This window comes from Microcoleus sp. B3-A4, assembly GCF_036705385.1.
Classification (GTDB): domain Bacteria; phylum Cyanobacteriota; class Cyanobacteriia; order Cyanobacteriales; family Microcoleaceae; genus Microcoleus.
The window spans coordinates 25,595-50,773 of sequence record NZ_JAUBUI010000039.1 but is presented as its reverse complement, the minus strand read 5'-3'; the positions used below and the strand labels follow the sequence as shown (position 1 = coordinate 50,773).

16 protein-coding genes and 1 tRNA gene are annotated in these 25,179 nt (G+C 44.2%); 10 read left to right on the top strand and 7 right to left on the bottom strand.

Annotation, left to right across the window (positions count from 1 at the left end):
• Window positions 1–7: 7 nt before the first annotated feature.
• The 5 genes from QUB33_RS16790 to QUB33_RS16770 all read right to left on the bottom strand — a co-directional run bounded on the left by QUB33_RS16790 (window position 8) and on the right by QUB33_RS16770 (window position 8,377).
• Complete coding sequence (locus QUB33_RS16790) at window positions 8–1,783, bottom strand: GmrSD restriction endonuclease domain-containing protein (RefSeq protein ID WP_333351699.1); 1,776 nt, start codon at window positions 1,781–1,783, stop codon at window positions 8–10.
• A gap of 288 nt (window positions 1,784–2,071) precedes the next feature.
• Window positions 2,072–2,248 (bottom strand): hypothetical protein, encoded by a 177-nt coding sequence (locus tag QUB33_RS16785; RefSeq protein ID WP_333351698.1) that lies wholly within the window; start codon window positions 2,246–2,248, stop codon window positions 2,072–2,074.
• A 202-nt stretch (window positions 2,249–2,450) separates the two neighbouring features.
• Window positions 2,451–3,644: a glutathione S-transferase family protein gene (locus QUB33_RS16780; protein ID WP_333351697.1), complete on the bottom strand. Its 1,194-nt coding sequence runs from the start codon at window positions 3,642–3,644 to the stop codon at window positions 2,451–2,453.
• A gap of 235 nt (window positions 3,645–3,879) precedes the next feature.
• Window positions 3,880–4,761 carry a tetratricopeptide repeat protein gene (locus QUB33_RS16775; RefSeq protein WP_445299530.1) on the bottom strand — a complete coding sequence of 294 codons (882 nt, stop codon included), beginning with the start codon at window positions 4,759–4,761 and terminating at the stop codon, window positions 3,880–3,882.
• Window positions 4,762–5,119: 358 nt separating this feature from the next.
• Window positions 5,120–8,377 (bottom strand): ATP-binding protein, encoded by a 3,258-nt coding sequence (locus tag QUB33_RS16770; protein WP_333351695.1) that lies wholly within the window; start codon window positions 8,375–8,377, stop codon window positions 5,120–5,122.
• 396 nt (window positions 8,378–8,773) lie between these two features.
• Between QUB33_RS16770 and QUB33_RS16765 the strand changes: the two genes are divergently transcribed.
• The 6 genes from QUB33_RS16765 to QUB33_RS16740 all read left to right on the top strand — a co-directional run bounded on the left by QUB33_RS16765 (window position 8,774) and on the right by QUB33_RS16740 (window position 15,992).
• The gene (locus QUB33_RS16765; protein ID WP_333351694.1) at window positions 8,774–9,709 is read left to right on the top strand and encodes a circadian clock protein KaiA; all 936 of its coding nucleotides are present in this window, start codon (window positions 8,774–8,776) and stop codon (window positions 9,707–9,709) included.
• A 188-nt stretch (window positions 9,710–9,897) separates the two neighbouring features.
• Complete coding sequence (gene kaiB, locus QUB33_RS16760) at window positions 9,898–10,212, top strand: circadian clock protein KaiB (protein WP_006632119.1); 315 nt, start codon at window positions 9,898–9,900, stop codon at window positions 10,210–10,212.
• 346 nt (window positions 10,213–10,558) lie between these two features.
• Window positions 10,559–12,121, top strand: a complete 1,563-nt coding sequence (kaiC, locus tag QUB33_RS16755) for a circadian clock protein KaiC (protein WP_333351693.1) — start codon at window positions 10,559–10,561, stop codon at window positions 12,119–12,121.
• Window positions 12,122–12,688: 567 nt separating this feature from the next.
• The gene (locus QUB33_RS16750) at window positions 12,689–12,973 is read left to right on the top strand and encodes a hypothetical protein (protein ID WP_333351692.1); all 285 of its coding nucleotides are present in this window, start codon (window positions 12,689–12,691) and stop codon (window positions 12,971–12,973) included.
• Between the two features lie 518 nt (window positions 12,974–13,491).
• The gene (locus QUB33_RS16745) at window positions 13,492–14,370 is read left to right on the top strand and encodes an alpha/beta hydrolase (RefSeq protein WP_333351691.1); all 879 of its coding nucleotides are present in this window, start codon (window positions 13,492–13,494) and stop codon (window positions 14,368–14,370) included.
• A 5-nt stretch (window positions 14,371–14,375) separates the two neighbouring features.
• Window positions 14,376–15,992, top strand: coding sequence for a diguanylate cyclase domain-containing protein (locus QUB33_RS16740; protein WP_333351690.1), 1,617 nt, complete (start codon window positions 14,376–14,378; stop codon window positions 15,990–15,992).
• 70 nt (window positions 15,993–16,062) lie between these two features.
• Here the strand turns inward: QUB33_RS16740 and QUB33_RS16735 are convergent.
• Window positions 16,063–16,135, bottom strand: a tRNA-Arg gene (locus QUB33_RS16735).
• A 368-nt stretch (window positions 16,136–16,503) separates the two neighbouring features.
• Here QUB33_RS16735 and QUB33_RS16730 point away from each other — a divergent pair.
• The 4 genes from QUB33_RS16730 (at window position 16,504) to QUB33_RS16715 (ending at window position 23,926) form a co-directional block, all read left to right on the top strand.
• A complete protein-coding gene (locus QUB33_RS16730) occupies window positions 16,504–19,371 on the top strand; it encodes an ATP-binding protein (protein ID WP_333351689.1) in 2,868 nt (955 codons plus the stop codon).
• A complete protein-coding gene (locus QUB33_RS16725) occupies window positions 19,364–20,800 on the top strand; it encodes a response regulator (protein WP_333351688.1) in 1,437 nt (478 codons plus the stop codon). Before QUB33_RS16730 ends, QUB33_RS16725 begins: the two co-directional genes overlap by 8 nt.
• Before the next feature lie 127 nt (window positions 20,801–20,927).
• Window positions 20,928–21,323, top strand: a complete 396-nt coding sequence (locus tag QUB33_RS16720; protein ID WP_333351687.1) for a response regulator — start codon at window positions 20,928–20,930, stop codon at window positions 21,321–21,323.
• Window positions 21,320–23,926 (top strand): PAS domain S-box protein, encoded by a 2,607-nt coding sequence (locus tag QUB33_RS16715; RefSeq protein ID WP_333351686.1) that lies wholly within the window; start codon window positions 21,320–21,322, stop codon window positions 23,924–23,926. The genes QUB33_RS16720 and QUB33_RS16715 overlap by 4 nt, the downstream gene beginning before the upstream one ends.
• A gap of 102 nt (window positions 23,927–24,028) precedes the next feature.
• Here the strand turns inward: QUB33_RS16715 and QUB33_RS16710 are convergent, their stop codons facing one another.
• Complete coding sequence (locus tag QUB33_RS16710) at window positions 24,029–25,117, bottom strand: response regulator (RefSeq protein WP_333351685.1); 1,089 nt, start codon at window positions 25,115–25,117, stop codon at window positions 24,029–24,031.
• Window positions 25,118–25,179 lie beyond the last annotated feature (62 nt).

The following is a 25,179-nucleotide window of genomic DNA, read 5'->3' as shown; positions in this document are numbered from 1 at the left end:
TCGTAAACTACTTTTGGAAAAGTTGAAAAACAGCCATTAGTTTTGGTCCTTTAGCTTCTACAGTTGAAGAGTCCTCTCTCATAAAAGCTTTTTCACCTACAAACGAAACCTGTTTTTGAGGTGGAACATTAATTCTAATCACAGAATGTCCCTTGTAATTTATAGTATCAATTTTCATCAGAATCTGACTCTTTAAGGGATTAGTCAAATCAGATATTTTTATGGCATTAATTAATATGCCAACATAATCCTCTAATTTTTTACCTAAAACCTTAGCTTCTCTATCAATTCCTACAACGTATCTATCATTGATTTCAATAGGATTAATCCCATCTAAATTTTTAATTCTTTCTGCGTCTTGCTTTTTATCGACCACTCCAAGGAATATATATCCATCAGTGTTTGGATCGCAGTTGGCAATTCCGCACATTGTTTCCACAAGTCTCTGGAGCAAATCATTATTTAGGTTTCTATTTTGTGACAGATCAAGCAAACCTTGCTTGCACTCGTACTTTGCAGTTTCTATACGAGAACGACTTAAAGAATTTCTGAATATTTGAATCAACTCAGCACCGTCTCCCAGAGCTGATTTATCTTTCTTCACGAAGTAACTTTGGATCAGTCCTTTCGTTTGATTGATATTATTTATGCGATCTTTTGTCGCTGCGAAGCGATTGCTTAGATCTAACTTCTTCTGAAGATTTCTGAGGGATTCCATAATTTTTTGAGGGTCAGCAGGTAGAAGCTCTGATTCAATTACTAATTCAAAAAAAGCCATAAATATTGTATAGAATGCCTGCGGTATTGGATTATGAATGCCTCGATTTACGAGATTTTGTAAGCACTTATTATCCGAACTATATGTCTCAAGAGTTTCTCCAAAAACGGAGAAGGTTTTTACAATGTCTTCTTCTAGTTTATTTGCTCCGTACCTGGCAAGATTCTTTTCTATTGAATGAAAGTCATTGCTCTCTTCATCATACAGACTATCTAGCCGCTCTTTGCTTCTTGGTAGGGGTTCATCAAGTAATATTGATGCGGCAATATCTACTATCATATCTTCATCTTTACTATCACGCAGTTCAGCTATACTAAGGATTCCTTGCTTGCACCATAAAGTCTCTTCTGCTTGAATCCCATAACCTTGATTATTCCGTTTAGAATCAATACTAATCTGGGGCATATCAAATAAGTGAAGCGTTTTCTGACTATCATCCCCCCGCAACTTCATAGCAATTGTACGAACCACTTCTGCAAATGATGTTGTTACACCTGCTTGCCGTCTTTCTTGATTGCTTAAATGCTTACCACCGGAATTTATTCTTCCAAAAACCTCTGTTATATCACTTTCATCCATTGCAGTGTAAATGGTTACTGCAAGCTGATAATCTAAAATATCTGCACATTCTTTTCTATCTAACTTATCAGAATTTTCTTCAAATTCAAATCTTTTTTCCTCAGCTAATTGTTTGGCATAGGAGAACTCGTTAAGATCAAAATAGCTTCCGTTAAATGAAAATAAATTTTCAATGAAACCACAAATAGCATTAAGTCGCTGCATACCATCTATAATCTCATACTTTCCACTTCCATGAACTTGAGGACGTTCTGCTAGTAAAATTAAAGGAATTGGATATCCATTTAAAAGGCTTCCAATCAGTTTTTCTTTTTCGTCAACCGACCAAATTAATTTTCTTTGATATTTTCTGTTTACTAACAAGTTACCTGACCGATAGAGCCGATAAGCCTCAGTGACTGTCATTCCGCGTGGAACAATGCTCATATTTCTGCTCTCCATAAGTCAATATTTTTATAATTGTATAGTATTTTTTAAGCAAATAAGGTTTAGTTTAAAATCTCTTCATTCGCCTTCCAGCGATACACCGAATCCACAAACTCGTATAACCCCGCCTTCGTCTCCGGCAAACCGCCCTCCGGTTGCCAAATTTGAAATTCACACTAGATCCAGCAATTCCTTTTGTCCGGGTTGGTGTAGTCCTTGAATCACAGAATCAGCAAGACTAGGCAAAAATACAGTCATAGGGGATATCTCTAGAGTCAAAAGAATTACCTACAAATCAGTATCTACGGGATTGATATCTTCCGGGGGAGGATGACGACCCTGTAATTCCTTTTCTGCCCGCATTGCCAACATAGTTGACTGATTCAAATCAAGGGCTTGCACCGTTGCTCGACCGCCGTTAACCCAATCGCTTCGACACCATTCCAAAAAAAGTGAGTATTCCATCTCTGTTGACGAGCATTAAAAATATAGACAACCTCATCTTCAAGTGCGATCGCCAACTCCACCAGCCCAGTATCTTCCTATTCCAACAGAACCGGATTAAAAATCACATCAACCTTTAGTTTCATCGATCAAGCAGATAGCAAGCTGATGAAGTAGAGCAGCAGCAACGCCGATTCCGTCTGATTCCGATATGCCCAGAATTCTACACAAAATTAGCCGGATCTTGATCTCGCCGATGCTTCAGCAGAATCGGAGAACCTTGGCCATCACCCACCAAAGCCGCCGTTTCCTCCAGCGCTTCCCTCAATCGCTTGGCGGCGTAGATGGACATATCGCGGGGCACATTCACCCGATCGCGCAAATACCGCAAAGCCGCATCAGAACCAGCCGGCGGCTTACAAACTTCGCCAGTCATCATCAAAGTTAAAGCACAACGCAAAGCCTCATCGAATAACTTGTCATCAGCAGGATTGACTCGAACGATGTTGCGCTGGTGCTTAATGACGCGATGAAGTGCTTCAGCGCGGGAGGTTTCCGGTTCTGCATACATCACATCCGGGAGTCCAGCCCAAGGCCCATTATCCACGCGGGCTTTATTGAGTAGCATCTGAGGTTCGCCGTTTTCATAACACCCGCCCATCTGAGGCGGTAAATCGTGGACGTGGGTGTGAAAATCGCTCTGAGTACCGCGATAGGTAGGGCGGGTTTCCATCGCCGCAAACCAGTCAGCAAAGCGCGGGTTTTCTTCCCGCATCGAGTAGCCTTTGTAGTAGTAAAGACTGGCATTCATCCGTTCCACGTAGGGCGTAAAGATCACATCCGCAGTGCCAAATTCATCGAGGAAATAAGGCCCCGGAGTGCTAGCTAGGGCCTTTTCTACCTGGGTGACGACGCTGATAAATTGGTTGCGGTTGTGTAGTTCTACTTTGGCTGAACTTGCTGGGTAGCACAGCCAAGAGCACCAGGCTCTAAATAGGAGTCGCTCTAACCGCCGCAGGGGTATTACTGCGGGGTTTTCCATGCCCAAACCCAAGGGGCCATAGACTCGTTCGAGGGCGATTAAGATATCATCGCTTTCGGTGATGATGCGGCCGTCTAGTTCGATCGCCGGTAGCATTCCCGATGGCACCTTACGCTTGTACCAGCTTTCCTTTTCCCCATAGCAGAACATAGTAACTTTGTCAATACGGTAGGGGATTTGTTTTTCTTCCAGCCACAGCCAGATTTTTTGGCAGTAGGGACACCAAGCATGGTTATCGCGGTACAGGGTGACTCGCACATCCGATTCGGTTTTGCCGAAGAGGCGCAAGCGGGATTGGGCGTTGGTTGGCCCGTTGACGCGATCGACTTCAAAGTCTGTGAGGGCTTCTAATTCTGTCCAGCTTAGGGGGGTCATGCGATTTTAGATTTTAGATTTTAGATTTTAGATTGGAGAATTGAAGGCAGCAACTGCTTCGTGGCAATAATAGAACTTACGCACCAACTCTATCTGTAGGGTGCGCTGTGCGCGCACCTTACCCCTACCCATAACGTATTCAACTATTTTTTGGTTTTAGTCCTGAATAAGATAGTTGGTTATCAGTTAAAAAAGGCTTTGAGGACTTCAGTCCTCACTACCAACTTAACTACAATTAAGGCGACACTTGGGGAGGGGGTGGGGTGTCTTGAATTTTAGCCAGTGCTGCTTTCATTTCAGGAGTGGCTAGCAACTTTTGGGTATCTGCGATTAAACGATCGCCCCAGAGGTTTTCTTTGAGATATTCTACGGTAGCATAGCGTTTGTCGAGTTTCAGAGCTGCTTCTCCCATCGCTAAGCCTTTTGCTTTGTCGCCTTTGCCGTAGAGTGCTACTGCTAGAGCTAGCATTGCTTCTGCTGCTTTGTCGTCGATCGCGATCGCCTGTTCCCAGCGTTTGATGGCGCTATCAACATCTCCCATTTCGTATTTGACTAATCCGATATTGTTAATAGCAGGCCACAGGTTTTTTTCTAAAGCAAAGGCTTTTTCGTATTGGGCGATCGCCTGATCGAACCGCTTCAGCTTATAAAAAGCATTGCCTAAATCGAATAATGCACCTGGAGTATCTGGTTTTAACTTTAACCCTGCTTGCAAATATTCGGCTGCTTTCTCGTAGTTCGCTTTCCGAAAGTGAGCTTCTCCCAAGACAAATTTAATTGAGGGATTTTCTGGCGACAGAGATTGAGCTTGCCCCAAAGCTTCAATGCCTTTGTCAAACTGCTCGACTTGAAGGTACAAGCTGCCTAACAAAGTCCAAGTTTGAGCATTCTTGGGAGCTAACTGTGTGGCGAGTTCGGCTCTGGGGACGGCGAGTTGGTACTGCTGGAGTCTGGCTAGCTGGACGGCTTCTTCTGCAAGGCTCAAGGCCGTTTGTTCGAGTTGGGCCGAGTCGATTTGCAGGGTGTAAGGCAGGAGTGCCTGTGCAACAGCAGGCTCGGGCATTGCCCCCAAACCGAGTGCGAGTAGCAGAGATATTAAAGGAATGCGATTAGGCACTGTACAGCCCCAGAAAAAAATATAAGGGTTTCTCGATCGCCTATAATAACTCATATTTTTGAGTTTTGATATTGCTTCTTAACTCGCTACACTTCGGGGTTTTCATTTAAATATTTCTCAAATTATGTTTACACTCAGGGTCGCCGTTTTTCTTCACTGTTTTATAGACGACTGAGAACCTCATTACAAATAGGCAAAATCATGAGTTATTAGAAACTTGAATGAGTTAATAAATAACGCTTCGCGGTTTTCCGTTAAAGAATTCCCCAACTCGGTTCTCACTCAGAAATAATAGTTAGTCTTTACAGGTTTAGAGAGGAGTGAATTCCTCACTACCAACCTGGTAAATTCTTCATTTTCAGGAACTTGAGTGAGTTAATAAAGTCTGTTGAATTTTGTCTAATAATTGTGCTGCCGATAAGGAAGAAGGCAAAATTTTGGCAGATACTTCTTGCAGTAGAAAGTCGATCGCCTCGGATTCCGAATTTACTGTAGAGCGATAATCCCAGACTAAAATTGGCAGTTTTACTGCCATTTGGCGCAAGTTCGATAGCGCCTGCAACATAGCGGGGGATTCTGAGGGGGCATCTCGCAAACACAGCAAAACTAAGTCAACGCTTTGATATTGCAACTGCTGCAAAACTTCTGTCCAGCAGGAAGCGATCGACCCTCGAAATCCTGCGGTGTGGATGTACTGAATCAAAGCTTGAAAGTTAGGAGTAGAAAACTGGGAATTGGGGAGGGGAATCTCGGCATTTGTCGATCGATCGCAATGTTCCAATTCTTCCGTCGGGTTCCCCCCAGAAGTTCGGTGCAAATCGGGTAAAGTCGAAATGTCGGCAAATAAAATGCTGGGCTTCCAACTCATGCCAGCAGCAACTTGAATCACTTGCCACAAAGCACTTGGTACCAACCCGGTAGGTGAAGTTTCACTGTCGTCGGGACTGCTAGTGGCTAAACAGGGAAATACCGACAATCCTTTGACTTGATTTGCTAGTTGCGTAGTTGGAGGGTCTAAAGTCACCAAGGGGAGAGAACCCAAATTTCGAGACCGGCTTAACTGTTCGATAAAAGCTAATGGGTTTTGCAGTTCACTTGTACCGTCCAAGACGATCGCGTCGGGCCGCCAAATTCTGGCCACGAGTTCTGCTTGGCCGAGGTCGTCTGCTTCTAAAACCCGGCAGTAGTTGGGGTTGAGCAGTAAAGCGGAACCTTGAAAGGAACTGTTTTGCGGGCTGAGCCACAACACGGTTAAAGAACTCTTCACTTTGCCTGTACTAGCATTACTGTGGCCGATCAAGTCTGTCAGCAGCCGCCGCAAAGCCGGTTCTTCCACCGGCAAGCTCAAAAAGCCTTCTGCTCTGTTGACACTGGCGCGTTCTTTTTCCCCTCTGGTGGCCGTGACGATCGCCGGAATCGATCGGGTATCCGGGTCACTCTTGAGCAGCGTCAGCACGTCCCAACCCGACAGCAGCGGCAGCAGCGGGTTGAGGAAAATCGCTTCGGGACTGAACCTGCGAGCTTTTTCCAGCGCTTCGGTGCCGGAACGGGCGACTATTACTTGGTAGCCCAAACCTGAGATGAGGTTGGTTAAATCTTCGATATATTTGGGAACTGCTTCGACTATTAATACTAAACGAGAGCGAGAATTGGCGGTCAGAGTCGGATATTGGGGTTGTAATAATTCTTCCTCAGCGGTTTCCTGTGCCGGGACTTCTTCGCTGCTGTTTCCCGGAGGATTTGGTGGCAGCAGCAGGGTAAATTGAGAGCCTTGGTTTTCTGAGGAAATAAACGAAACGTCCCCGCCGTGCAGCCGAGCTAGCCGTTGAGTCAGTACCAGTCCCAGTCCGGTTCCTTGAAAGCGCCTGGTGAGGGGGCTTTCTAGCTGTTGGAATTTCTGAAAGATCAGGTGCTGTTTGTCTGCCGGGATGCCGATGCCAGTGTCCCAAACAGTGAATGCGATCCAGCCTTCCCAAACATTTACTTTCAATCCGATTTTGCCGCCGATTTCGGTGAATTTTAGGGCGTTGGAAAGCAGGTTAACCAGCATTTGCCGCAGCCGCAGTTCGTCGGCAATTAAGTGGCTCAGTCCCGGTTCTATTTCGAGTGTAAATTCTATTTGGGCGGAGGGTTCTGCGTTTGCTGTACCGTCCGTTTTGCTCGCGCCGGGAGGGTTTTTTTCTTCTTGCTGTTGCAGTTGTTTTGCTTGTTCAAAGGCTCTTTGGCAGGTTGATGCTATTTCGACAGGTTCGGGAATTAGTTCTAGCTGCCCGGTTTCCATCCGGGTCAAGTCTAAAATGTCGTTAACAATTGTCATCAAATGCCGCCCGCTTTTATGGATTAGTTTGGCGTAGCGTGTTTGGCGGTCGTTTAGTTCTCCGATCAATTTATCTTTGAGGAGGCTGGACAAACCGAGGACGGCGGTGAGCGGGGTTTTTAGTTCGTGGCTGATGCAGGATAAAAATTCGTCTTTTAGTCGGTTGAGGTGGATTAAATCTGCATTTTTCGCTGCTAGTTCTTTGGCGACTAAATGTTCTTCGGTGACATCTTGTCCCATTACTAAAATTAGCTGGTCTGAGAGCGGTTGTTTGACAAATTGCCATATCCGTTCTTGACCTTTTTGTACGGGGCAGTCGCAAATATAGGTGTCTGGTTTGCCGGCGGTGGGGCACCAAGCTGGAGCGGTTAAGGTGGAGGGGGAGGCTGCAGCGTACAGGGGCAGCGGGCAACTGGTGGCTGCGGTTGAATCGCGTGAAGCGAAGCTATCCCGCAGGGAATCGCCCGATCTACTTGCTCCTACTAGGCTCCTGCACTCTTTGGTGATGGCCTCTAACTGCACGCTCTTGTATTCGCTTGTTAAATGGCTTGGTTTGCGGGGCGAGTGTTTACCCAAATTTGCTGCTGGTTCTGGAACTGGCTCTGGGCCTGCTCCCAGCAAAATCCGCCACGCTGCGTTTTGGCTGACTATTTGTGCGGTAGGGGTTTGCAATCTCAGGGGCAGGGGCAGTTTTTCCAACAGTTGGACTAAGGAGTTCAGGTTTTCCGAAGGTTTCAATCCTGCTTCTAGAAAGCGCACTTGAGCGCCTAAAACCGTGGCGATGGCTTCGGAAACCGGCCTTAATTCGATTTCTTTGACGGCTGTTGCCTGCTCTGTGAGGCTGCAGAGCGAGCTGCTGTTGAGTGCGGCGAATTGCAGCAGGCTCAGGCTGTCTAGCATTCCTAAAAATTGACCGCTGGCATCTGTCAGGGCGATCGGGTTGTTTGATGAAATGCCGGCGGTTTGGCGGTTTGACCGGGCTGGGGTGTTCAGTTCATCTGTTTGCAGGTACTGCCAGAATTCGCTGACGCTCATAGCAGCGGGTAATGCCCTGACTGGTTCGATCGCGATCGGGCTTTCTGACAAAGGTTGCTGCCCGTCGTTTGTGCGATCGGCTCCCCAAGCCCAAAGGCTGCGGAGGTACACTAATCCCAGCGGCTGTAGCTGTTCGTTGACTACTGCGACTCGATCGCAGTTGCAGGAGCTGAAAATTGACTGCAGCGATTCTAGCGCAGCCGTTTGGAGGCACAGCGGCACTGGCTCGATAAAATTTTTGATACTGGGGGTGGTGAGTGGCATAACAAACCTGAGAGTCTGCTCGCGAGAGCAGTAATATTTTTGATGCTCAATGTAGCTGCGAATTTCTGTATCTTATTTGTTTTATATCAGTTCGCTATCAGGCTCGGTATCTGCACCGAGACCGGGGAGTTCGATGCCTACGCCTGATTTGAGGCGACTAGCAATTATTTTAAGGCTTAAGCTTAATTGCAGAAATCACGCTCAGGGTGCTTGACACAACAACCAAGGAGTACACTTTGATTCTTTCTCTGCTAGAAGCGCATCACTTATTTTGCGGTTAAGATTGGTTAAAATAAATATTGAGATGATTGTTAAAATGTTAAGTTTTTTGTAAAGGAGATATCAACTCTGAGCGATCCAGCACTTTCAGGCAACTTAGGTGGTGCACCTACAGCTTTGCTTCCTCAACTTTCTATCGGTATTTTTGTCCGCTCTGAGGAAATCGCAGCCTCTGCGATCGAGCTTTTGAGGGGCGATCGCTATGCTTTAACGCACATTAAGTCGGCAGGGGAGTTTTTGGGGTTCCTCAAGCACAATTATCACCTTGATTGTTTGGTTTTGGAGGTGGATGGGGATCTGCGATCGCTTCTGGGTAAGCTGCAAGAACGATCGATCTTTTTGCCTGCTGTGATTTTTTCGCCTCACGCGCAGGTAGATGGCAGGCCCGAAGCACCATATTCAGATGGTTTTGAGGCCGCACCCAGTACCGCCAACAAGAGTCAAGACGAAAGCTGTGCTTTTTTTTATCACCCTGGTGAGGTGCAACTGGCAATCGCTCGATCGAGCGAAATAGTTGCGGGTATCGATCGGGCGATCGCACAATTTCTGAAACTTTCAACTCCGGTTCCTGTCAATTACGAATCCGTAACGGTCGATGCGACAGCCCAATTGACTGCTCAAAGTTTGCTCAGCCGACAGCAGCGGCGGCTGGCGGAAAAATTACGGGAGCGATTAGGATACTTAGGTGTGTATTATAAAAGAAATTCCCAGATTTTTTTGAAAAATCTGCCGGGATCTGAGAAACAAAAGTTTTTGGAGCAACTCAAGTCGAGTTATCGCGACATCCTTTTGAATTATTTTTCTCAAGATACTGCGGTCAACAATCAAATAGATGAATTTGTGAATTTGGCTTTTTTTGCTGACGTTCCCGTGACTCAAATTGTAGAAATTCACATGGAATTGATAGACGAGTTTGCTAAACAGCTAAAAATAGAAGGGCGCAGCGAGGAAATATTGCTCGATTACCGCTTGACTCTGATTGATGCGATCGCTCATATGTGCGAGATGTATCGGCGATCGATTCCGAAAGAGACCTCTCAAGGTAGAATGTAGAAGGGATTCGGCATAATTTAAGAAAGAAAAGGTAGAAGGTAGAATCTAACAAAAAAGAAAGGAGCCGACAAACGCCCGCGCGAGGGCGAGCCGGAAATTATTATAAAATAACAAAGAACAGCGGATTTAAGACAAATAACAACTACAACTAACATCTGGCAACTAATACTCAACATTTAAAAAAGTTCATGAGTCCTCTGAAGAAAACCTACGTTCTGAAGCTGTACGTTGCGGGGAATACTCCCAACTCCGTGCGAGCTTTGAAAACCCTAAAGGACATCCTAGAACAAGAATTTCAAGGCGTCTACGCGCTGAAAGTCATAGATGTTCTCAAAAATCCTCAGCTAGCAGAAGAGGACAAAATATTGGCAACCCCAACGCTGGCCAAAATCCTGCCGCCGCCGGTGCGAAAAATTATTGGCGATTTGTCCGATCGCGAGAAAGTTCTGATAGGATTAGATTTGCTCTATGAAGAACTTCGCGAAGAAGACCTGAATTCATAAGATAATCAGGTGAGAGTCAGTCGATTTTAGATTTGAGACTTCGGTTTGGCGTGAAACGTTCGGCGAGCGCTCAGTCGAAGCGTCGAGTCGCGCTCAGTCGAACGATTTTATATTTTAGATTTACTCAACAGATGAATCTGGGAGGTTGAACAAAAGTCTAAAATTTTTATCTTTCCACGACAGGAGTACGTGGCACGGTATCGGTTTTTGGGCGGGGGTCATTAGTCAGCAGTCAGCAGTCATTAGTTATTGAGCAAGAGCCAAAACTAAAAGCTGGGTACAAAGACTCATGATCGGCGGTTAATGAGTGACAACTAAAGAATACTGAGAGTTGACAAAAATCGACATGAATGAAATTAGTCAAACGGTTCAACGAGAAGGATTGGGAACGGCAGGAGTTGAAAAAATTCGCACGATGATTGAGGGTTTCGATGACATCAGTCACGGCGGAATGCCGCTCGGCAGAACCACCCTAGTCAGCGGCACGTCAGGAACGGGAAAAACTTTATTTGCCGTACAATTTCTCTATAACGGAATTACCCATTTTGACGAAGCTGGAGTTTTCGTAACTTTTGAAGAATCTCCAGCAGATATTATTAAAAATGCTTGCAGTTTCGGTTGGGATCTGGCACAGTTAATCGAGGAAGGCAAGCTATTTATTTTGGACGCTTCCCCGGACCCGGAAGGTCAAGATATCGTAGGGAATTTTGATTTATCTGCCTTAATCGAGCGAATCCAGTACGCCATTCGCAAGTACAAAGCCAAGCGGGTTTCTATAGATTCCGTGACCGCCGTATTTCAGCAGTACGATGCTGCATCGGTGGTGCGCCGAGAAATTTTTCGCTTAGTTGCGCGCCTCAAACAAGTCGGAGCAACTACAGTTATGACTACGGAACGGGTGGAAGAATACGGCCCCGTCGCTCGGTTTGGAGTGGAAGAGTTTGTGTCGGATAATGTGGTGATTGTTCGCAACGTTTTGGAAGGGGAACGCCGCCGCCGCACCATGGAAATTTTGAAGTTGCGGGGTACAACTCACATGAAGGGCGAATATCCTTTTACTATGACTAATGACGGAATTAATATTTTCCCGTTGGGGGCGATGCGATTAACTCAAAAGTCTTCAAACGTGCGGGTTTCTTCCGGGGATAAAACTCTCGACGAGATGTGCGGTGGCGGTTTCTTCAAAGACTCAATTATTTTGGCTACGGGTGCAACGGGAACCGGCAAAACGCTGTTGGTGAGCAAGTTCTTGCAGAATGCTTGTATGAACGGCAATCGGGCGCTGCTGTTTGCCTATGAAGAGTCGCGTGCTCAGTTGTTCCGCAATGCTTATTCTTGGGGCATTGATTTTGAGGAAATGGAAGAGAAAGGACTGCTGAAGCTGCTGTGTACTTACCCGGAATCCGCAGGTTTGGAAGACCACTTGCAGACTATTAAATCAGAAATTGCTGAGTTCAAACCTTCTCGAATTGCTATAGACTCGCTGTCGGCCTTAGCTAGGGGTGTCAGCAATAATGCTTTCAGGCAATTTGTGATCGGAGTGACAGGTTTTGCGAAGCAGGAAGAAATAACCGGGTTTTTCACAAATACAAGCGACCAGTTTATGGGTGCTCATTCTATTACGGACTCCCATATTTCTACGATTACTGACACGATTATCATGCTGCAGTATGTAGAGATTCGAGGAGAAATGTCGCGGGCAATTAATGTGTTTAAGATGCGCGGTTCGTGGCACGACAAAGGAATCCGGGAATACACGATTACTGAAAGAGGGCCCCAAATTAAAGATTCGTTCCGTGGTTACGAACGGATTATCAGCGGTTCTCCGAGTCGGATTACGATTAATGAAAAGAGTGAGCTATCGCGGATTCTGCAAGGTGTGCAAGGCCAAGACGATGAGGATATTTGAGATTTAACAGTCATTCTTTATTAAAAGAAGGTTGGGTTGAGCTAGGAAACCCAACTTTTTTAATTTGAGGAGTTTGTAAAAATTTATAGCAACCGCGACAATGTTTTGGAGGTTCTTAATTGCTGGAATAGGAGGTTTTATTGCCTTCTGCATCAGCGCCTTCTGCTATAGCAATCCCACTAAATAGGTTTTGGTAAAAATCTAGGGGTAAGCTGTTGTCCCTCTAAATTGTATATTTCAATGATATCTCAAAAATCATAAAATCCTCTCTCTATCCGATTCTCGAATCTAACAGAAAATCTTTCTGGCCTAGCAGCTTAGTGCCGCATCGTGCCTATCCCTACTACCCCTAGATTAGGGAAACTCGGGGGGATTACCTCTACAAAAATATTAAAGCTAATTTTCTTCTCCAAAATCATTCCTTACATCTCATCACCAGTATTGGCATATCCCTATCTCCACACGATGAAATGAAGTTCGATAGCTTGCTCAAGAATGCAGATATTTCCGTATATTACTTTAAGGGTTCGGGCCCAATACCTATAATTTTTACACAACCACAATACCTTGGACCAAATCCAAGACCCTGGCGATCGCAAATCTCTTGAATTGTGCTTGGAAAGCCAATACTTGCTGTACGATCGACCTCAGCTCGATTGGCAAACAGGTAGCCTTGCTGGTGCTAAAGTTATAGTAGGGGGATATTCTCCTGAACTAGGTTGGATTCATCGCCATCGATGTATTCCCATCCCCGAAAAAACTGGATTGATTTTGCCCGAAGAGCAAATGGATTTTAGAGCAACCTTGCTGGCAATATCAGCAGTGGCTAGCAGCAGGACTAATTCTTCCTAATCTCGCGGTGAATCTGTCGGCACGTCAACTCAGCCAACTGACTTTAATCGCTAAGAGCGATCGCATTGTTGAGCGAAGCGATATGAAGCCAAAATATCCATAGCTACAGATTACGGGAACGGCAATAATGCTTAATGTTGACATTACCTACAATTTTTTGAGCCAATGATCGGAGCATAATATTGAGATTTATGTCGATGATTTTGCGACTGGCTATGCTGCTTTTAACAACCTGAAAAATTTTCCGGTGAAGTAGCTCAAAATTGCTCGCTCATTTGTCCGCAATTTAGGCAGCGCTCCGATCGCTCGCGGAATTGCCCAACCCATAGTTGTAATCCCACATGGCTTAAATGTGAGCACAATTGCCGAAAGAATTGAAACCCCAGCGCAATTGCAATAGTTACAAGCGATCGCGTGTGAAATCGGGCAGAGTTATATTATGTTTGGCCAGCCTGTCAGTGCTGAGGTTGCCACTCAATTAATCCGACATCCTGAATTGTTGTCTACCACTCTTTGGGATGAGCAATCCTCATAAAGGCGCGCAAAAGTCTTATAATCAATTTAATCCTCGTGTCGATCAAATGACTCAAAAAATTTTACGGCGGAATAATATAAAAGTGTTTGGACAAGGCACCCAGACGATGATGTTTGCTCATGGATTTGGGTGCGATCAAAATATGTGGCGTTTCGTAACACCGGCCTTCGAGAAGGACTACAAAATCATCCTATTTGATTATGTAGGTTCTGGACAGTCTGATATTAGTGCTTACAGTTACGAACGGTACAGCGACCTCAATGGCTATGTTCAGGATGTCCTCGATATCTGTGAAGAATTGGCGTTGACGGATGTGATTTTTGTCGGTCATTCTGTCAGCAGTATGATCGGCCTTGTGTCCTCAATAAAAGCTCCTAATTACTTTAATCGCCTGATTTTCGTAGGGCCTTCACCCTGCTACATCAATGATTTACCAAATTATTACGGAGGGTTTGAGCGCAAAGATATTGAGGATCTCCTCGATATCATGGATAAAAATTACCTTGGTTGGGCAAGCTTTATGGCGCCAATGGTGATGCAGAATCACGAGAGTCCTGAGTTAAGTGAGGAACTGGAGGCAAGTTTTTGTTCCACCGATCCGGTGGTTGCAAGTCGCTTTGCCGAGGTGACTTTTTACTCTGACAATCGCAGTGATTTACCGAAGGCCCCAGTACCTGCACTGATATTACAATGTAGTGAGGACATGGTAGCTCCCACCGAGGTAGGACATTATCTCCACCGCCACCTGCCTAAAAGTACGCTACGGCTGATGAAAGCTACGGGACATTGCCCGCACCTGAGTCATCCACAAGAGACGATCGACGTGATTAAGGAGTATTTGAGTGCATCTCATACTACCTGATTTGTATGGCAAACATGACCTACCAGATAGACGAGCTACTCAACACGTCACCCTGTGGATTCCTCTCGTTTGCTGACGATGGTACGATCCTAATGGTCAACGCCACATTACTGCAATTACTCGGATACGAAACCGATGAACTGCGGGAACGGAGAATGGACTTTATTCTGCCAATGGCCAGCCGGATTTTTTTTCAAACCCATTTCTTCCCCCTATTGAAGCTTGAAGGTAAAGTAGAGGAAATTTACTTCTCATTAAGGTCAAAGCAGGGTAGTGATATACCTATGCTGATCAACGCTAGGCGTCGGGAGAAGGGAGGAAGCTTCGTCAACGATTGCATCTTGCTCTGTATCCGCCAGCGTATCCTGTACGAAGGTGAAATTATTAAAGCAAAAAAAGCAGCAGAGGCAGCTATTCTCGCGCAAAAGCAAGCGGAAATAGCTCTGCGGAAACAGTACGACAAGGCGATATTACTTCAAGAAATTACTCTACACATTCGTCAATCTCTTGATTTGTCTACAATTTTTGAGATTGCTTCGCAGGAGATTCGCCTGTTTCTTGATGCCGAGCGCGTCGGCATATTTAAGTTTGCTCCTGAGAGTAAATTTGGATATGGTGAGTTTGTTTCAGAATCCGTAGGCGAAGGATGTAAATTGGTAAGCAGAAATCAATTTAACAACCCGTGTGCTGGTGAACAAGAGATTGATTCATATCAAGAAGGGAGAATGCAGGTAGTTCAAGATATCAATAAGATTGACCTTCAGCACTGTTACCGCGCTCTTTGGAAACAATTTCCGGTTCGGGCTAATTTAGTTGCGCCGTTGCTCAATGGACAAGATTTGTGGGGGTTGTTATGTATTCATCAATGTTCTGCTCCTCGGCAATGGGAAGAATTTGAAATTGATCTTGTTAAACAGATTGCTAATCAGTTAGCGATCGCCATTAAACAAGCGGATATTTTTCACAAGTTGCAAAAGGAATTGGCAGAAAGGCAGGAGGCCCAAGCGCGAATGAGAGAAATTAATCAACAACTTGCACTCTCTAACGAAGAACTAGCCCGCGCTACTCACCTCTTAGAAAAAGTGGTCAATATTGATGGATTAACTCAAATTGCTAATCGCCGCTGTTTTAATGACCGCTTAGAGCATGAATGGCAGCGGCTATACCGGGAACAAAAACCTCTTTCTCTGTTGTTGTTTGATGTGGATTATTTCAAACGTTATAATGATTGCTACGGTCATCAAATGGGGGATGATTGTTTGTTCAAACTTGCTCAGACTGTGCAAGAGGTAGTGTACCGTCCGGCAGATTTGGTGGCGCGTTACGGCGGAGAAGAATTTGCCATCATTTTGCCTAATACCGATATTGAAGGAGCGAGTTCGGTGGCTCAACGGATTCACGCTGCTATTAAAGCTTTACATATTCCTCACAAAACCTCTGATGTGAGCGATGTAGTTACTATTAGTATGGGTATTGCCAACTTGATTCCGATTTCGGAACTATCATCGGCTGACTTGATTGCGATCGCCGATCGTTCACTATACCGTGCCAAGCAACAGGGGCGCAATCAGTCTGCGATATGCCAGTACAGTGGCGATTCGATTTTTGACAGTGACGCTTAAATCACAATAATTGAGACCGAGGACAAAAATTTGTCCTCGGTCTCAAAGTCAGTCATTCAATAAATTTCAATGAGCACGGAGGGATTTGAACCCCCGACCCTCAGGACCGGAACCTGATGCTCTATCCACTGAGCTACGTGCCCTCGACTGTTTACAGTATAACACGTCTTGCGGAAAATGGCGAGTGCCGATCGCAAATTTCCTGACCAGCCTCCAAACCGCTTGACCCCTGCGGGTTCAACTCGCCCGCGCGATCCAATATCAGGCTGTTCTCGAAGCCAGAGACTGCAACTTTTACCTAAATGGTAACAATAATACGACAATGGGTAAAATAATAGATTTTAATCGAGTAAACATTAGGTTCACATTCGATCGGGGTCGAGCATCTACCACAGCTAAAATAGCCCGCATCAATTCCCCCTACCTAAGCGCCAGTAAATAAATGGTGCTGCTATTAAGACCGGTTGTGCAAATACGGTTTTAGACTAAGTTCATCAAACCTCTCAATATTATGGTTTCTAAACTTTTAGACAAATTACCGCTGCGAACTGTTCTCATAGTTCCATTTGTACTGCAAATCGTGGGAGCCGTGGGACTTGTAGGATATCTGTCTTTTAGAAACGGACAAAAAGCAGTTAATAACCTTGCCAGTCAGTTAATGAGCGAGGTGAGTTTGCGTGTCGAGCAAAACCTGCAAGTTTACCTGACCACTCCCCATCAAATCAATCAAACCAAGCTTGATGCTGTCAAGCTCGGCTTGTTAAAGATGGAAAACTTATCAGCTTGGGAGAAATATCTTTTGCGGCAAGTACAATTATATCCCTATATCAATTTTACCTCCGTTGGCAACAATAAGGGAGATTATAGATCCGGTGAACAACTGTCTAACGGCTCCCGAATGATTAATGTGATAGAAACATCTACTGGGTTAAACTTTTATTCTTACAATACAAACGAGCGAGGCGATCGCACTACAGTTGCCACCATTGTCAAAAACTTTGACAATAGGCAAAATACTGCGTATAAAAGTGCCGTAAAAGCAGGTAAACTTACTTGGAGTTCGGTTTATGTTTCTTTGCTAGAGCCGACCTTAATTATCAGCGCTCTCCAACCAGTATACAGCGAAAAAAATCAGCTAGAGGGAGTATTATTTGCTGCCTTGCGTCTCGACCATCTTGGAAGATTTCTCCACAGTCTCAAAGTTGGCAAATCCGGTCAAACATTTATTATAGATCGCCAGGGTACTTTGTTAGCAACTTCCACAACAGAAAAACCGTTTCGCACTAAAGGTAATGACAGACAATTGTTTAAAGTAGAAGAAAGCAGCAACCGTTTTACTCAAGCGACAGCTAAATATTTGACTGCAAAGTTTAAAAAATTAGACAAAATTAAAAAATCAGAGTTATTGAGCTTTGAAATAGATCACAAGCGACAATTTTTAAAAGTCTTGCCGTTCCAAGACGGCAAAGGTTTAGACTGGCTGATTGTCTTAGTTGTTCCCGAAGCAGATTTCACCAAAGAAATAGATGCCAATACCCGCACAGCGGTTTTGCTTTGTTTCGCAGCTTTAGGAGTAGCTGTGGCGATCGGCATTCTGACTTCGCGGTGGGTAACAAACCCTATTTTGCGCTTAAATGCAGCAGCAAAAAATATTGCTAAAGGTGAATGGGACACAACCGTAGAAAGTGAACGTTCGGACGAATTGGGGGAATTAGCCAAGTCATTTAACAGCATGGCTCAACAACTGCAACAATCTTTTGAAACTTTAGAAAACCGAGTGCAAGAACGGACGGCAGAATTGGCTGTAGCTAAAGACAAAGCAGAGGTAGCGAATCAGGCTAAAAGCACCTTTCTTGCTAACATGAGCCACGAATTGCGATCGCCTCTCAATGCAATTCTCGGCTTTTCCCAACTGATGACTCGCAGCCAAACTCTATGCCCAGAACATCAAGAAAATATTAGCATAATTAGCAGCAGCGGAGAACACCTGCTCACCCTGATTAATAACGTGCTCGATTTATCTAAAATTGAATCCGGGCGCACCACCCTCAATCCCAAAAAATTTGACCTCTATCGCCTGCTAAACGACTTGGAAGATATGTTTGAACTCAAAGCAGATGACAAGCAGTTGCAGTTAGTTTTTGACCGCAGTCCCGACGTGCCGCAATATGTAGAAGCCGACGAGGTAAAGTTGCGACAAATCTTAATTAATCTGCTCAATAACTCTCTTAAATTTACCCATGAGGGGGGTGTAGCCGTCAGAGTTAGCAAGCAATCATTAGGCCGAAATCAGCAGGTAGAAGAGGGAAAGTTGGCTCACCCCGAACTATCACTAAATACAGAAACTCCAGCACTTAATGGTCTTAAAAGCTCTCAATTCAGTCACTCGAACAACCAGATTATTGCCACGCCAAATGACGATTCAGCTTCTACCTCTTCCTTCTTCCTTCATTTTGAAGTGGAAGATACTGGTTCCGGTATTGCTACCAATGAATTAGACGCTCTTTTTGAACCTTTCGTACAAACCAAGACAGGGAAAGATTCGCAAGAAGGTACAGGCTTGGGATTGCCAATCAGCCGCAAATTTGTGGAATTAATGGGCGGGAAAATGAGCGTCTCTTCTGCTGTGGGCAAGGGGACTAATTTTAAGTTTGACATTCAAGTTATTGCGGTTGATGCGGCTGATATTGAAAGCCCAAAACCCAGCCGGAACGTTATTGGCCTAGTTCCCAACCAACACACCTATCGAATTTTGATAGTAGACGATAAACCGCTCAATCGTCTACTGTTAATTAAAATCCTCTATCCTCTGGGTTTTGAACTAAAAGAAGCTACTAACGGTCAAGAAGCTATTGAGATTTGGGAGAGTTGGGAACCGCATCTAATTTGGATGGACATGAGAATGCCTGTGATGGACGGCTACGAAGCTACGCAATACATTAAAGGTACTATTAAAGGTCAAGCTACTGCGATTATTGCGCTGACTGCGAGCGTTTTGGAGGAAGAACGGGCAGTTATTTTATCGGCGGGTTGCGATGCTTTTATGAGGAAGCCTTTCCGGGAAGCCGATATTTTTGATGCTATGCAAAAACATATCGGAGTGCGCTATATTTATGAAGATCCGGGTCAAACTAATTTATCGGCAATCAAAGAGGGCGATCGCGCACTGACTGCGGCTGATTTCGTGAGATTGCCTGAGTCGCTGGTATCAGATTTAAAGCTGGCTATACTAAATGCAGATATGGATGTAATTGATAGCGCGATCGAGCAAATTCGATTAAAGGATGCAGTAACGGCTGGTGCGATCGCCAATTGTATAGAAAATTTCGAGTACGACAAAATTTTAAAGTTAATATCTCAAGCAATATCACATGAATAACGACCTTGCTAGCACCGATCGCGGTAATATTTTAGTAGTTGACGACACCCCAGCTAATTTGCGACTGCTAGCCGGAATTTTGAATGGCAAGGGCTATAAAGTCCGCCCCGTACCTAGCGGCGAGTTAGCGCTTTCGGCGGCAAAGGGTATGCCTCCAGATTTGATTTTGCTGGATATTATGATGCCCGAAATGAATGGGTATGAAGTTTGCGAAAAAATCAAAGCGGATGAACGCACTCGCGACATTCCGGTGATTTTTATTAGCGCGATTAATGACGTACTAGATAAGGTCAAAGCCTTTGCGGTGGGCGGGGTAGATTATATTACCAAGCCCTTTCAGGTGGAAGAGGTTCTAGTGAGGGTAGAAACCCATTTAGCGATGTGTTTGTTGCAAAAAAAGCTCCAACAGAAAAACGATGAACTGACAGCTACTTTAGACCAACTGCAAGCTACTCAGAATCAATTAGTGCAATCAGAAAAAATGGCCGCATTAGGGCAACTGATTGCGGGCATTGCTCACGAAATTAATACGCCATTGGGCGCGATTCGGTCGTCAATTGGAAATATTACCAGCTTTTTGGATAACAATCTCGAAAGTTTGCCAGTTTTTTTTAAAGAACTGTCTGCAGAACGCGAGCACGATTTCTTGTGTTTGATGTACCGTTCCAGCCAACAAACTTACTCTTTATCTACGCGAGAAAAACGGGGATTGAAAAAAACCGTGAAGCAGCAACTAGAGTCGGAAGGCATTGACAATGCTGACAGCCTTGCTAGCATTTTAATCAATATTGGATTGCAGGGAAATTTGCAAGAATTCTTGCCTTTGATCAAAGACCCGGACAGCGAAAATATTATAAAAACAGCCTTCGACTTTGCTAGCATTCACAGAAGCGCCCGAACCATCGCTACCGCTACTGAACGCGCTGCAAAAGTCGTCTTTGCCCTGAAAAATTATGCGCGTTACGATGTAAATGGGGAAAAAATACAGGTGAATATTACGCAGGGAATTGAAACTGTATTAACTCTTTATCAAAACCAAATCAAGCAGGGTGTGGAAGTCGTCAGAAATTATCAAGATCAATTGCCTGTGGTACTGTGTTATCCCGACGAACTCAATCAAGTTTGGACAAATTTAATTCACAATGCCTTACAAGCGATGGACAATCAAGGAACTTTAACGATTGACGCGGTACAACAAGATACCAGCGTCCTGGTAAAAATTACTGACAGCGGTAAGGGGATTCAACCGGAAATTATTCCGAAAATTTTTGAGCCTTTTTTTACTACCAAACCTGCGGGAGAAGGCAGCGGGCTGGGATTGGATATTGTCAAAAAAATAATTGAAAAACATCAGGGTAAAATTGATGTCGAGTCGGCACCCGGTAATACAGCATTTACAGTTTCTTTGCCGATTAATTTAACTGAGTAGGTAAAGCGTCGCAGACTGAAGTCGGGGGCTAAAAATTTGCAGTCTACCCGCGCGGAATGTAGAATTTGGAAAACGGTGTGCTTACCCATCGGGCTTCACCCTCCCAAACTAAAGAAGGAAACTAGCGATGTCTAAACCAGCAATTTTGTGTGTTGACGATGAAGTAGGAGTGTTGGAAAGTCTGGAAATTGAACTGCAACAGGCTTTTAACGGTAAATATCTTTGGGAATTTGCTGAAAGTGCCGCCGAAGCCCTAGAGGTTATTGAAGAGCTATCTGAAGCTGAGGTTAAGATTCTAGTGATTGTCTCTGATTGGTTGATGCCCGGAATGAAAGGAGATGAGTTGCTAATTAAAATTCATCAAAAATATCCGCAAATTGTGACAGTGATGCTGACGGGACAAGCAGACCAAGAAGCCATCGAACGAACAAAAATTCAAGCAAATCTTCATGCTTTCATAGAAAAACCCTGGCAAAATCAAGAACTAATTGAAGCTATCAAGTCTGGTCTGGCAAATTTATGAAAAAACCAGTCATTATTTGTGTCGATGATGAGCAGACTATACTCGATAGTCTGGAAATAGACCTGCTAAAAGCCTTTGAAGATAAATATTTAATTGAAACGGCCCAAAGTGGCGAAGAAGCTTTAGAGTTGCTGTCCGAACTTTTAGCAGAACAGTATGAAGTTCCTTTGGTTATTTCGGATCATATCATGCCTAGTATGAAAGGAGACGAACTATTAAGCAGCGTTCATGCTATTTCGCCGAACACTCTCAAGATTATGCTGACGGGGCAGGCAGATTTGGAAGCGGTAGCCAATGCTATTAACTATGCTAAATTGTACCGATATATACCTAAACCTTGGCAATCTGATGACTTAAAGTTAACTGTTACTGAGGCAATATATAAATATTTTCAAGATAAAGAGTTAGCTAAAAAACAAATAGAACTTCAGGAAATGAATCAGGAGTTGGTAAAATTAAACCGCAAGCAGGCAATGCTGATTGCCAAACTCCATGAAAACGAAAGTCGCTTGACCCAATATCTAGAAGCTATGCCATTGGGCGTATGTGTACTTGATGCAAACGGGCAATCTTTCTACGCTAACCAGAAGGCGCGAGATGTATTTGGCAAAGGCACTGTGCCGCATATTAATTCAGAGCAAAAAGCAGCAATTTATCAATTCTATAAAGCCGGGACTAATCAGAGATGTCCTGTGGAAGAATTGCCAATTATGCGGGCGCTTCGCGGCGAAAATGTGCGGACTGAGGGTGTAGAAATTCGTACAGCTAATAAGATTACTCCTGTAGAAAGTTGGGCAACTCCAATTTATGATTCTACAGGCGAAATTTCCTATGCGATTATTGCTTTTAGTGACATAAGTGAACGCAAAGAAGCTGAAGCGGCGCTAATTCAAGCTGAAGAGAAGTATCGCGGGATATTTGAAAATGCTCTCGAAGGTATATTTCAGACGACGCCGGACGGACATTTTATCAGTGCGAATCCTGCTCTTGCAGAAATTTACGGCTACGATTCCGCATCAGAATTGATAGAAAGCATTAATGATATTCAGCAGCAATTGTACGTGAAACCGAACCGCCGTCAAGAGTTTCTGGCGCTGATGAAACAGCACGGTACTCTGTGTGAGTTTGAGTCTCAGGTTTACTGTCGAGATGGCAGCATTATCTGGATTTCTGAGTATGCGCGCACAGTTTATGATGCTAACGGTGAAGTGCTTTACTATCAGGGTTTTGCTAAGGATATTAGTTTGCAAAGACACGTGGAAGTGGAACGAATCAGGTTTACTAATGATTTAGAAAAAGCTTTGGCAGCCCAAGAAAAGTTAAATGAGGCACTGTCAGAAAACGAAAGCCGATTGACTCAATTCCTGGAAGCGATGCCAGTGGGAATATTTGTTGTCGATGGTAAGGGTAAACCTTTTTACATGAATTCTTGGGGGGAGAGGATACTAGCCCAAGGTTTAATTTTTGATGGGGGTACTGACCAATTTCCTGAAGCTTATCAATTTTACGACGCTGCAACTAATCAATTGTATCCGAGGGAGAGCCAACCGATTGTTCGGGCGTTGCGGGGAGAATTTGTGCGTATGGACGATCTAGAAGTTCATGGGTCGGATCGGATTGTGCCGATCGAGGTTTGGGCGACTCCAATCTACGACGAACGGAAAAACATAGTTTACGCGATCGCAGCTTTTCAAGACATCACAGAGCGTCAAGAGGTAGAAACCGAGCGCCGGCAATTCACAGACGAGTTACAAAAAGCTTTAGCAGCGGAAGAAAAATTAACAGATGCTTACGGGCGGTTTGTGCCGCACGAATTTCTCCACTTTCTGGGATATGAAAGTATTCTGGAAGTAAAATTAGGCGATCAGGTACAGAAAGAAATGTCGGTGCTGTTTTCAGATATTCGCGATTTCACTTCGGTTTCTGAAACGATGAATCCCGAAGAAAATTTTCAATTTATTAATGCTTATTTGTCGCGGATGGAACCTGCAATTACTAACAATTTTGGTTTTATTGATAAATACATTGGCGATGCGATAATGGCGCTGTTTGATGGCAGTGCGGACGATGCTGTGAAAGCTGGAATTGCTATGCTAGAACAGCTTAACGAGTATAATATTAGTCGGCATCAACCCGATCGCCCGCCGCTGCAAATTGGCATTGGAATCAATACGGGTTCTTTGATGTTAGGCACGGTTGGCGGTCAAAGTCGGATGGACAGCACGGTGATTAGTGATGCGGTAAACTTAGCCTCCCGCGTGGAAACTTTGACGAAAGAGTATGGAGTGTCGATGTTAATTACTCACAATACTTTTATGCAGTTGAACGATATTTATGATTTCAGGTTGATCGATCGCGTAGCAGTTAAAGGTAAATCACGAATGGTAACAGTTTATGAAGTATTTGCGGCAGATCCGCCAGACTTACGACAGAAAAAGTTAGAGACAAAGACAATGTTTGAGCAAGCTTTGATACTTTACAATAGTGACAGGTTAGTTGAAGCTAAAAAATTGTTTTCGGCGTGCCTGGAAATCAACCCTCAGGATAAGGTAGCTCAAATTTATATGAAGCGGTGTCTGAAACCGGCGAGCGCTCCTCCATAATACAATTTTAAATTTGAGAGTTTAGAATTGGGAATAATTTATTCCATAATGGTTGGAGTTTGCCTACAGTTACATTTTTTTTTAAACTGGTCTAATCATTCTTTAGACAGGCAGAGAAACGCAAACTATTGTTTCTTGGTGCGGCAAACTTTCTATTTTAAATTCTCCTCCGTGCAATTCTACAAGGCGTTGAACAATAGCCAGGCCCAATCCCAAACCTGCTTGTTGGTAAAGTTTGCGATCGAACTGCCTGTAAGCTTCTAGCTGTGCAATCTGATCGGTAGTCATGCCGCGGCCTTTGTCTTTGACAGACAGAATAAAAGTCTGATTTTCGACGAAAGTGCTTAATAAAACTGGCGTTCCTTCTAAGGAAAATTTGAAGGCATTGTCCAATAGTTCTTCAACAATTTTTGCGAGTCTGACAGAATCCATAGCTACCGAAGAATCTTGCAAGTTTAATTGTAAATCTTCTGTTCTATTAGCGTGTTTTGCTTGCTGCCGCGCTTTTTGACTCAGCAAAGACTTTACACAGCTAAATTCGCTATTTCGCATCTCCTTTAGCAATTCGGGATTTGTGGCTGCTATCTCCAGTTCTGCATACAGCAAAAAGTTCTGAATCAGTCGATACAAGCGATGACCGGAAGTTTGAATTTGACCGATCATCTCTAAGATATCTGATTCCTCTAATACCTGATATTCTGACAGAATCAGCTCAGAAAAACCCAGAATTGCATTCAAAGGAGTCCGCAATTCGTGGGGCAGCGACATACTAATATTAGTGCGTAATTCGTCTAGCGTCTTTTGAGATTGTCGGCTAATTGTTTTTTGTTTTTCAAGTCTAATAGCAATGGCTTTGAGGAGTTCTTGCGGCGTACACGGCTTAGTAATGTAATCGTCAGCTCCCAGTTCCATGCCCGTGCGAACGTCAACTTTATCGGCTTTGGCTGTGAGGAAAATAAACGGAATTGTGGCAGTCAAGGGTTCGGAGCGCAAAGCTTTGATGACGCCGTGACCGTCTACTTCCGGCATCATCATGTCGCACAAAATTAAATCCGGGATTTTTTCGATCGCCAATTTGATGCCGACTTTGCCGTTAATCGCTCCTATTCCTTCAAAATTCTCGGCTTCCAGCAACTCTAAAATATTCTCTCTAATCGCTTCTTCGTCTTCTATTACCAAAATCTTAGCCACGGTGATAGCTCCTTTTAGTCAGTAGTTTGTTGGAAAATTCTGGGTTCAGACACTTGATAAGT

Bases quoted from the DNA above. Each gene is read 5' to 3' on its own strand.
- QUB33_RS16790 (WP_333351699.1), bottom strand. From the start codon at position 1,783: ATGAGCATTGTTCCACGCGGAATGACAGTCACTGAGGCTTATCGGCTC.
- kaiC (WP_333351693.1), top strand. From the start codon at position 10,559: ATGAATGAAATTAGTCAAACGGTTCAACGAGAAGGATTGGGAACGGCA.
- QUB33_RS16745 (WP_333351691.1), top strand. From the start codon at position 13,492: ATGAGCAATCCTCATAAAGGCGCGCAAAAGTCTTATAATCAATTTAAT.
- QUB33_RS16720 (WP_333351687.1), top strand. From the start codon at position 20,928: ATGTCTAAACCAGCAATTTTGTGTGTTGACGATGAAGTAGGAGTGTTG.
- QUB33_RS16715 (WP_333351686.1), top strand. From the start codon at position 21,320: ATGAAAAAACCAGTCATTATTTGTGTCGATGATGAGCAGACTATACTC.
- QUB33_RS16770 (WP_333351695.1), bottom strand. From the start codon at position 8,377: ATGCCACTCACCACCCCCAGTATCAAAAATTTTATCGAGCCAGTGCCG.
- QUB33_RS16730 (WP_333351689.1), top strand. From the start codon at position 16,504: ATGGTTTCTAAACTTTTAGACAAATTACCGCTGCGAACTGTTCTCATA.
- kaiB (WP_006632119.1), top strand. From the start codon at position 9,898: ATGAGTCCTCTGAAGAAAACCTACGTTCTGAAGCTGTACGTTGCGGGG.
- QUB33_RS16785 (WP_333351698.1), bottom strand. From the start codon at position 2,248: ATGGAATACTCACTTTTTTTGGAATGGTGTCGAAGCGATTGGGTTAAC.
- QUB33_RS16740 (WP_333351690.1), top strand. From the start codon at position 14,376: ATGGCAAACATGACCTACCAGATAGACGAGCTACTCAACACGTCACCC.
- QUB33_RS16780 (WP_333351697.1), bottom strand. From the start codon at position 3,644: ATGACCCCCCTAAGCTGGACAGAATTAGAAGCCCTCACAGACTTTGAA.
- QUB33_RS16725 (WP_333351688.1), top strand. From the start codon at position 19,364: ATGAATAACGACCTTGCTAGCACCGATCGCGGTAATATTTTAGTAGTT.